This window comes from Caballeronia sp. LZ003, assembly GCF_031451465.1.
Classification (GTDB): Bacteria; Pseudomonadota; Gammaproteobacteria; order Burkholderiales; family Burkholderiaceae; genus Caballeronia.
Genome location: NZ_JARUXJ010000004.1, coordinates 1124056 through 1133271, shown reverse-complemented (window position 1 = coordinate 1133271; position 9216 = coordinate 1124056). Strand labels below are relative to the sequence as shown.

Below are 9216 nucleotides of genomic sequence, written 5' to 3'. Positions count from 1 at the left end.
CACGCTCGACGGCCGTGATCTGTCGCGCCAGATCGCGCCCAAGCTCATCAGCTTGACGCTCTCGGAGTCACGCGCTGAAGAATCTGACACGCTTGATCTCGTCATCGATGATTCGAAAAACACCTTTGCCATACCGAAACGTGGCGCAAACATCCGAGTGGCGATCGGGTGGGTAGGCGAATCGCTTGTGGACAAGGGAGTCTTCACGGTCGATGAGATCGAGCACAGCGGCGCGCCAGATATCATCACGATCCGCGCACGATCCGCTTCCATGACCCATGCCATGCACGAGCGGCGCGAACAAAGCTGGCATGGCCAGACACTCGGCGCGATCGTGCGCACCATTGCATCACGGCATTCGCTGAAAGCGGCGGTGAGTGAGGTGCTCGCCTCGGTCGCGATTGCCCATATCGATCAAACACATGAGAGCGATATGTCGTTTCTCACGCGGCTTGCGCGGCGCTTTGACGCGGTGATGAACGTCAAAGATCTGCATCTGCTCTTCATGCCGATCGGCACCGGCAAGACGGCGAGCGGGCGGGCGCTTGCCGAGGTAACACTCACGCGCAAAGACGGGGATAGCCATCGCTACCATGTCGCGCAGCGCGAGAGCTATTCTGCCGTGCGAGCGCATTGGCATTCCAACGGCGCCGGCAAACGGCGGTCCGTTGTGATCGGCGGAGAAAACAATCGCAATGTGAAAGTCCTGCCCGAAGACTACGCGAGCGAGCCTGAGGCACGAGCAGCAGCGAAGGCGGAATATGCGCGAGTGCAGCGCAGTCAGGCAACGATGGATTACACATTGGCACGCGGCCGCGCGGAGGTGTTTCCCGAGCTGCCAGTGACGATCAAAGGCTTCAAGCCTGAAATTGATGACACGCCTTGGCTCGTCAAAAGGGTGGTGCACACGCTGACGGGCGACGCTGGTTTCGCCACTTCGATCGAGCTCGAAGTGCGCGACGATCCGGCTTCTAAGCGGCATCGATCGCATTTTAGTAGACGCGGCCGCCAATAAACTTGTCCCCCGCGAAGATAGCGTACTCAAACCAACCAATGCGCCGCTCTCGGTGGCCGCAGACTCAACGGGATTAAAACAATCTAACGGATGCATGAAGCGTTAGAAAATTTTAAGCGTGATCATCGATTGTTGGCGATAAATTACACACGTATTTCGCTTTGAGTAGAGCCGCTCTCGGGATGGCAGTCTCGCCAGTAGGCACTTTCATTCTGCCGGACACGATAACTAAAACCCTTTTTCCAATCGGCGGTACCGAGCATCGCACACCGTTGAACCGAGTGAATTTAGGAGTCGGCATGGACGTTTACTAACCAGCCTAGCCATGAGCTTTAGCTTTAGCTTGAGCATTTGTGCGCCTGCGGTCATCGCAGTCACCCGTATCGACGTTCCGTGCACCGGCCGCGCCTACGACTGATTTCGAATTCAGGAGTGCGGGTGTGCGCCTACGTCTCTGCGTCTATCGATTCTTTTCCACTCATGAAAAATTTCTCCACAATCTCGCTTCTGTCCGCATTCCTTCTGTTCATGTCGTCGACATGTTCGGCCGCATACATGCTACATGGTTCCCTCACCGGATGGAAAGCAACGGTTTATTCTGGGGCTCCGTGTTACATACAAGTCGACGATAAAAGTCAGCCAGAGTACTCGGACAAGTGGCTCCTTTTATCGGACCGTTGGATGTGCGACAAAGCGGCTTCCTTACTCGATCACGCTGTCGCGGTCTACGTCACGTGGAACAGGGATAGGAAGGTTGATCAAGTGTCTGAGCTCGAACGTCATTAACGCCTACATCTAACGTCAACTCAAACGTTTGTGATTTAATCGGGTCCGATGCTCCCGGCCTAGCTTCGGACCCGTCTACAGCACCGCCGTAACAACAATGCGAGCGGATTCGCTACACCTCTAATTAAAGCGTTAGTCTCGCTTGAGGCTTGAATGCAGCTAGGCTGTTCTACGCAGATAAGCCGGTGGATCAGAGAACAACTTGCCTGAACGCCACGATGTCGGTAACTCGCGGACGAGGCGTCGCCATTCATATAGAGCTAACTGAAATGAACCTTCGTGCTTAGCGCGCCGAATTTTATTAACGACATCCCATCCTTTGATGTACAGAGAGAAGCTGCGTTTGCTGGAAAGGTAATGCGGCGCATGCGTTCCGACCCAAGCGAGTAGCTCTTCAGGCGGAACGTCTTCGGTCGCCAGGCCCTCGTCAATGTTCGCGACCACGCTCACATCATCGTTCGGCGTTTCGGGCACGCATTCGCATTTAGGCGCATCGCATGAATCGTCGAGCAATGTACGAAGAATTTGGATTCGATGCCATGGAATCGGCGAGCGGCCAGCGACATAGTTTTTGACGGTACGCAGGCAGCAACGAAGTAATCGCGCAATATCCTTGAAGCAGAGCCCATCTGTGAGGGCGAGGAAATCCTCGATGGAGGCGTGTCGTGCTTGTGTGGGCACTTAGATTCCCTGAGGAGATTAAGTGAGTGGCGATACGCTAACGCATGCAGCGCATTTTGTCTAATAAATCAACCTCTGACCACAGTCAACGAAACTTTACATAACACAAATTAGCAAATTTTTTTGTTGTATGGGCGATATCCTGATGTCCTGCTCAGGGGCTGCGGCAATCATTTGAATCTAGCCTCGACATTGGTTGCTGGCCACACGCTCAGATGCCGCGCCGTGGCCAAGCTAGCATCAAGTCCACGCCACATGCACCCGGTCCAGATCCCGATCCAACTGATAAGCCGCGCTGATCAAAGCCAGATGCGTCAGCGCTTGTGGAAAATTACCCAGCGCCTCGCCATTGGTCGCTACTTCCTCAGAAAATAACCCCACATGGTTTGCATATGCGAGCATCTTCTCGAACACGAGCCGGCCTTCATCCACACGGCCGGAGCGCGCCAACGCTTCCGCATACCAGAACGAACATGCGCTGAAGCCGCCTTCCAGGCCCGGTAATCCATCGAGCGTCGAGCCGCGTGTATAGCGAAAAATCAGCGGATCGACACGTAATTCGCGGCCGATTGCATTGAGCGTACCGACCCAGCGCGGATCTTTCGGACCGATGAAGCGCACGAGCGGCATCATCAACGTGGAGGCATCGAGCGTAGCGGAACCCGGCGTCTGCACGAACGATTTCAACTCCTCGTTCCAGAACTCCTCGTGAATGTCGCGATGAATCTCATCGCGCGTCTTGAACCACTTTGCAAGCGGCGCAGGCAGCGAACGCTTCTCCGCGAGCCGCAACGCGCGATCCACCGCGACCCAGCACATGAGCCGCGAATGCAGCAACGGACGCGTGCCGTTGCGAAACTCCCAGATACCGTGATCGGCTTCGCGCCAGTGCTCGACCACGTAGTCGACGGTACGCGTCACATGCTTCCAGCCTTCATACGAGATAGCCGCGCCGTACTTGTTGTAGAGATAGAGCGAATCGAGCAACGCACCGTAGACATCGAGCTGCATCTGCTCGCGCGCCTCGTTGCCGACCACGACCTTCGCCTGCGTGGCTTCGGCGAAGTTCCTGAGCTCCGCTTCTTCGAGCGCGGTTTCGCCATCGACGGCATACATCACGCGCAAGGAGCCGTCCGAACTGCAATCGCGATTGCGCTCGCCAATCCATTTCATGAAGCGTTCCGCTTCGCCCGTGTAGCCGAGTCTGAGCAGCGCATAGACCGAGAACGCGGCATCGCGAATCCATGTAAAACGATAGTCCCAGCGACGCGATCCATCTTGCGACTCCGGCAAGCCGAAGGTCGGTGCGGCAACGATAGCGCCGAACTCGTCCGAGCTGAGCATCTTCAACGTGAGGGCCGAACGCAACACGACTTCGCGATAACGTCCGCGATACGTCGATCGCGACGACCACTCCTTCCAATAATCGATGGTCTCGGCAAGGATGCTCTCGAAGTTCGATTCGAGCTTTTGCAAGTCGTCGCCTGCGCCGAGCGCGAAGCATGCGGAGTCGCCAGCCTTCAATTCGAGCGTGGCGTGAGCGTCGTTATTCTGGATGTCCAGCGGGACACTTGCCAGCAACTGGACGGACGCGGTCTTGTCGTCCGGAATGAACTCGATGCCCTTCGTCACTGCGCGCGCGCCATGGCGAATGCGCGCGTAGTCGAAGCGCGGCGCGCAACGCACATCGAGCGTCATGGTTCCATGAATGAGCCGCACGATACGCATGACGCAGTTGGGCACGGCATCGACTCTCGCCTCGCCCGATGGCACCGGCATGAGATCGAGCAATTCGCATACGCCATCGTGCGTCATGAATCGCGTGAGCAGCACGTTCGTTTCGGGCAGATACATCTGCTTGACGTTCGCCTGCTCCTCTCTTGGCGTGATCGCGAATGCGCCGCCGTGCTCGCCATCGAGAAGCTCGGCGAAGAGCGTCGGCGAATCGATGCGCGGAAAGCACATGAAGTCGATGGCGCCGCGCAACGACACGAGAGCGGCCGTCTTCATGTTGCCGATCATGCCGCGTGCATCGATGGGAATCTTTTTAGGCGGAACTTCTTGGGATGGATGGCCCATGAGAATGCCTTTGGCCTGACTTCAGCCTGTGTGTAATGCGAGTCGGTCGGTCTGCCTGATCACGCCGAACACGCAAGACACGTTCCCGTTTTTGTCGTCCTTCTGTCGTATGTCGGTCGACATCTAACGCGCCGCAGTGCGCGCGTCGGCCTCCGACGCACCGCTGGCTACCGGCGCGGACGCTTCGATGGCAAGAGCTTGCGCAGGCTCGGCATTCAGTTCGGCATGCCGCGACGACTTGCCGAAGCTCGCGATATAAACCGTCGCCGCCACGACGACGGCCACGAGCACCGCCACCACTGCCACTCCAGACGTGTTTCGCTTCATCCAGGCTCCCAATCGGATACGATGTTGCCGGCACGCGAAAACGCCCGGTCGCCAAGACTCGAAGATAGCCGATTAACGGATTTCCGTCCGTGCAAGGCACAACATAGCCACCATCCGCCAGGAATCTACTCATGCATGCTGTGTCGGCATTCAATCTGGTGCTTGTCTCGCTCATCGCCATCATCGCGCTGGAAGTGCTGGCGCGGCGCCTGAATCTGCCGCCCGCAGCCGCGCTGTTGGTGGGCGGCGCGGCCATGGCATTCATTCCCGGCACGCCGCATTTCGAGCTCGACCCGGAACTCGTGCTCGTCGTGTTTCTGCCGCCGCTCTTGATGTATGGTGCGTATTTCTTCGTATGGGACGACTTCAAGCGTAATCTCAGCGGCATCATGCTGCTCGCCATAGGCGCGGTCGCCTTTACGACCTTCGCGGTCGGCTATGCGGTGCATCTGGTCGTGCCCGCCCTGCCCTGGGCCGCGTGCTTCGCGCTCGGTGCCGTGGTATCCCCGCCAGATGCCGTCGCCGCGAAGGCCGTGCTGGAACGCGTCGCGTTGCCTCGACGGCTCATGGTGCTGCTCGAAGGCGAAAGTCTGCTCAACGACGCCGCGGGTCTCGTGCTGTTCCGCTTTGCGGTGGCCGCCGCATTGAGCGGCATGTTCAGCGCGCCGCGTGCGCTCGGCAGCTTTGCCGTGCTCGCGGTCGGCGGCGTGATCGTGGGCGTGGTGGCGGGGTTCATCGCGGTGCGGCTGTTGCGCGCGCTCGAGGACGATTACCTCGTCATCACGACATCGATGCTCACCGCGTGGGTCAGCTACATCGCGGCGGAAGAGCTGGGCGTTTCGAGCGTGATCGCGACCGTCACGTGCGGGATGGTGGTCGGCTGGCATCAGCATGACGTCTTCTCGGCGGCGCAGCGCATGCGCGGCACGGCGTTCTGGCAAGTGGTCGTGTTCGTGCTGGAATCGCTCGTGTTCGTGCTGATCGGACTGTCGCTGCGCGGTATCGTGACGCGTCTGGGCGGCGCAGGCAACGCCTTCGAATTGCTCGCGCCAGCGACGGGCGCGGTGATCGCCGTCGTGGTCTTGTCGCGTTTCGTGTGGGTCTATGCCGTGGAAGCCGTCAAGAGCGCGATATGGCACGCCACCGGGCGAAAGGACCGCAACGAGGACGGTGAGCCGAACGCTATCGTTCCGAACTGGCGCGCGGCCACGGTCATCGGCTGGGCAGGCATGCGCGGCGTGGTAACGCTGGCTGTCTCGTTGTCCTTGCCCGATTCGATGCCCGGACGCGACCTCATTCTCTTCGCGGGCTTTGCCGTCATTCTGGTCACGGTGCTGCTGCAGGGCACGACTATCGGCCCGTTGATCGCCCTCCTCGCCATTCAAGGCGGCCCCGAGCGCTCGAAGCGTCATCTGAGCGAGCCGCAAGCGTGGTCGCGCCTGGAAGCGGCGCAACTCGAAGCGATCCGCCCGCTCGTCCACGATGCGCAGGGCAACGTGATCCATCCGCGTCTCTTCGAGCAATACTCGTATCGGGCGAGCCTCTCGCAACGCTTCCAGTCGCTGGATGATTTTCCGGTCGATGCCCGCCGTGCTCATTACGATGTCGTGCTCGCGGGCCTTGCGGCCGGTCGCGCCGAGCTACTCAAGATGCATCGCGGCGGCCTGATCCACGATTCGCTGCTGCATTCGCTCGAACGCGAGTTCGATCTGCAGGAAGTCTCGGCGTTGCTCGCAAGAGGATAAACCGCCGCGAAGCCTCGTATCGTGTCGCTTAGCCCGACACGCCATCGAGCCGCGCCGCGTCTTCGCGCGGCTTCTTCTTGCCGCGCCTCGACAGCAGATTCAAGCCTTCGACGAAGCCCGCAAAACCCATCGCCGCATAGATATAACCCTTCGGTACGTGCGTGCCGAAGCCTTCGGCGATCAACGTCATCGCAATCACGAGCAGGAAGCTCAAGGCCAGCGTGACCACGGTCGGATTGCGCTCGATGAAGCGTGACAGCGGTTGTGCGGCAAACAGCATGGTGGCGACCGCGAAAATCACTGCGATAAACATGATCGGCAGATGCTCCGTCATGCCGACCGCCGTGATGATGCTGTCGACGGAGAACACGAGATCGAGCAACAGAATCTGACCGATGGCCGCCCATGCCGTCAGACTGGCTACGCCCGATACCGCGCCCGGCGCATGCGCGTCCTTGTTCACGTGATGACGCATCTCGGTGGTGGCCTTCCATACCAGGAACAGACCGCCCGCGAGCAAGATCAGATCGCGCCATGAAAACGCGTGCTCGAACACGGTGAACACCGGTTGAGTCAGTTGCGCAATCCACGCCACCGTGCCGAGCAAGACGAGCCGCATGACGAGCGCAAGCATGATGCCGAGACGCTGCGTGCGTGCGCGTTGCGCTTCGGGCAGCTTGTTGCTGAGTATCGAAATGAAGACCAGATTGTCGATGCCGAGCACCACTTCCATCACGATGAGCGTGACGAGTGCGGCCCAGACGGCGGGGTCGTAAGCGAGCGCGAGAAGGTATTCCATGAGCAGTGGGATATTGTTGTCGATAGGTGACCGAGCCCCGATGATGGCGAAAATACGTGATCGGAAAAATCAGTGATAATCGAATCCATACTTCGGTTTTCTCGAACACATGGATGGAGGCATTACTCGCATGCTCAACTATCGACATTTGCATTACTTCTGGGTCGTGGTCAAGGAAGGCGGTTTTGCACGCGCGGCGGAACGGCTCGACATGGCCGTGCAGACCATCAGCGCACAGGTGCGCGAACTCGAGAAATCGCTCGGTCATCAATTACTGAAGCCATCGGGACGCGGCGTGACGATGACCGAAGCCGGCAACGCGGCCTATGCCCGCGCCGAGGAAATTTTTCAGATTGGTCAGCATATTGCGGACGAAGTGCGCGAGGCCGCAAGCGGAAAGCTTGCGCGGCTTGCCGTGGGTTTGTCGGATGGCATATCCAAGCTGGCGGCGCATGCGCTACTCGAACCCGTACTCGGCAATCCGGCGCTGCGTCTCTTGTGTCACGAAGGCGAGACCGACGAACTGCTCGGCGAGCTTGCGCTGCATCGGCTGGATCTCGTGCTTGCAAGCCAGCCTGCACCGCACAATCACAATCTGCGTTTGACGAGCGAGCGGTTGATCGCCTCGCCCGTTGACTGGTATGGGCCGGCGTCTGTCGTGCGCAAGAGCGCGGTCGATCAATTTCCCGACAGCCTCGCCGCATTGCCCATGCTTTTGCCAACCGGACACTCGTCGTTGCGCGCGCGTCTGGACAGATGGCTGGAGACGGAGCGTATCGTGCCGCGCATTGTCGGCGAATTCGAGGATAGCGCCTTGATGGCCGTGTTCGGTGCGCGTGGGCTCGGCGTGTTTCCGCTGGCCGAATTCGGTGCGGGCGAGACGCCATTGTTACGCGGTCTTCGCTGGCTAGGCCGTTCCGAGGAAGTGAAAGAAGAGATTTACGCGATCGTGTCGCGACGTGGAAGGCATCATCCTTTGACTCAGGAAGTGCTGGCTCGGGCAGCTTCCTAGACTAATGCAACTTCGGTTTTTCCGAAGTTTGAGTTCTGCTCACCCTGCTTTTTCATACGCTCGCCGAACCTTACGCTGGTTCACATCCAACGAGGAGGCATACATGAAGGTCCTTTTCAAATCGCGTGAACCTGAAGCTATCGCCATGCACGAGCTCGCCAAGACGCGCAGTGAGTTCGTGTTTCGCCGGCTTGCATGGCTGATTTCGAAGGCCACCGTCAGTCTCTCCGATATCAACGGCCCGCGTGGCGGCGTCGACAAGCGCTGTCAGGTGGAAGTGCAGATAGACCGGAGCAATACCGTGGTGGCAACATCGATAGCGCGTGACTGGCGAGGCGCAATCGATCTTGCCTTGGCACGCGCGGCGCGCACGCTGGTGCGTAAGCGCCAGAGTGCGAAGCTCGCGCGGCGAGTGCGTGCGCGAAGTGTTGCCTACAAGCTTGCGCCGGACGAAACCGCAGATCAAGCACTCACGCCTGCTGGCGCATGATCAGCGCGTCGAGTCGGGCGGCACAGGATTTTTGTCCTGTGACGAGGGCAGTGCGTTCTCGCTGTCCTCGTGCTTTTGCTTCTCTGCTGTGTCGACGTCCGTCTGTGTGGTGTCGGGGGTCGCGGACTTACCTTGCGGTTCGTCCATGTCGTCGGCAGTTGCGCGGGGAACGGATGTCATGTCGAGCTCCTTTGAAAAAGGTCGGCACGAAAATGCAGCAAACGCCAGGCCCGCGATACCAGTAGGCGCTTGGGCGGCCGTCTTCAGCACGACCTCCGTCAT

The 9216-nt window shown here is 59.2% G+C and carries 9 protein-coding genes; 4 read left to right on the top strand and 5 right to left on the bottom strand.

Annotated elements, in window-relative coordinates:
* A partial coding sequence (locus tag QCE79_RS29260) for a phage late control D family protein (RefSeq protein WP_309849906.1) occupies window positions 1-1015 on the top strand: 1015 nt, incomplete at its 5' end.
* Between the two features lie 945 nt (window positions 1016-1960).
* Here QCE79_RS29260 and QCE79_RS29255 read toward each other — a convergent pair.
* The 3 genes from QCE79_RS29255 to QCE79_RS29245 all read right to left on the bottom strand — a co-directional run bounded on the left by QCE79_RS29255 (window position 1961) and on the right by QCE79_RS29245 (window position 4888).
* Entirely contained in the window at window positions 1961-2482 is a 522-nt protein-coding gene (locus tag QCE79_RS29255; RefSeq protein WP_309849902.1) for an IS21 family transposase, read from the bottom strand.
* A gap of 240 nt (window positions 2483-2722) precedes the next feature.
* The gene (locus tag QCE79_RS29250; RefSeq protein WP_309849899.1) at window positions 2723-4561 is read right to left on the bottom strand and encodes a glycoside hydrolase family 15 protein; all 1839 of its coding nucleotides are present in this window, start codon (window positions 4559-4561) and stop codon (window positions 2723-2725) included.
* Window positions 4562-4684: 123 nt separating this feature from the next.
* Window positions 4685-4888 carry a hypothetical protein gene (locus tag QCE79_RS29245; RefSeq protein ID WP_244828184.1) on the bottom strand — a complete coding sequence of 68 codons (204 nt, stop codon included), beginning with the start codon at window positions 4886-4888 and terminating at the stop codon, window positions 4685-4687.
* A 131-nt stretch (window positions 4889-5019) separates the two neighbouring features.
* Between QCE79_RS29245 and QCE79_RS29240 the strand changes: the two genes are divergently transcribed.
* Window positions 5020-6633: a Na+/H+ antiporter gene (locus QCE79_RS29240; RefSeq protein WP_250528518.1), complete on the top strand. Its 1614-nt coding sequence runs from the start codon at window positions 5020-5022 to the stop codon at window positions 6631-6633.
* 28 nt (window positions 6634-6661) lie between these two features.
* Here QCE79_RS29240 and QCE79_RS29235 read toward each other — a convergent pair whose 3' ends face one another.
* Window positions 6662-7432: a TerC family protein gene (locus QCE79_RS29235; RefSeq protein WP_309849894.1), complete on the bottom strand. Its 771-nt coding sequence runs from the start codon at window positions 7430-7432 to the stop codon at window positions 6662-6664.
* A gap of 130 nt (window positions 7433-7562) precedes the next feature.
* On the opposite strand from QCE79_RS29235, the gene QCE79_RS29230 reads away from it, so the two are divergent.
* Window positions 7563-8444, top strand: coding sequence for a LysR family transcriptional regulator (locus QCE79_RS29230; protein ID WP_309849889.1), 882 nt, complete (start codon window positions 7563-7565; stop codon window positions 8442-8444).
* 103 nt (window positions 8445-8547) lie between these two features.
* A complete protein-coding gene (locus QCE79_RS29225) occupies window positions 8548-8934 on the top strand; it encodes an HPF/RaiA family ribosome-associated protein (protein ID WP_244828189.1) in 387 nt (128 codons plus the stop codon).
* Here the strand turns inward: QCE79_RS29225 and QCE79_RS29220 are convergent, their stop codons facing one another.
* Window positions 8935-9114 carry a hypothetical protein gene (locus QCE79_RS29220; protein ID WP_250466980.1) on the bottom strand — a complete coding sequence of 60 codons (180 nt, stop codon included), beginning with the start codon at window positions 9112-9114 and terminating at the stop codon, window positions 8935-8937.
* Window positions 9115-9216 lie beyond the last annotated feature (102 nt).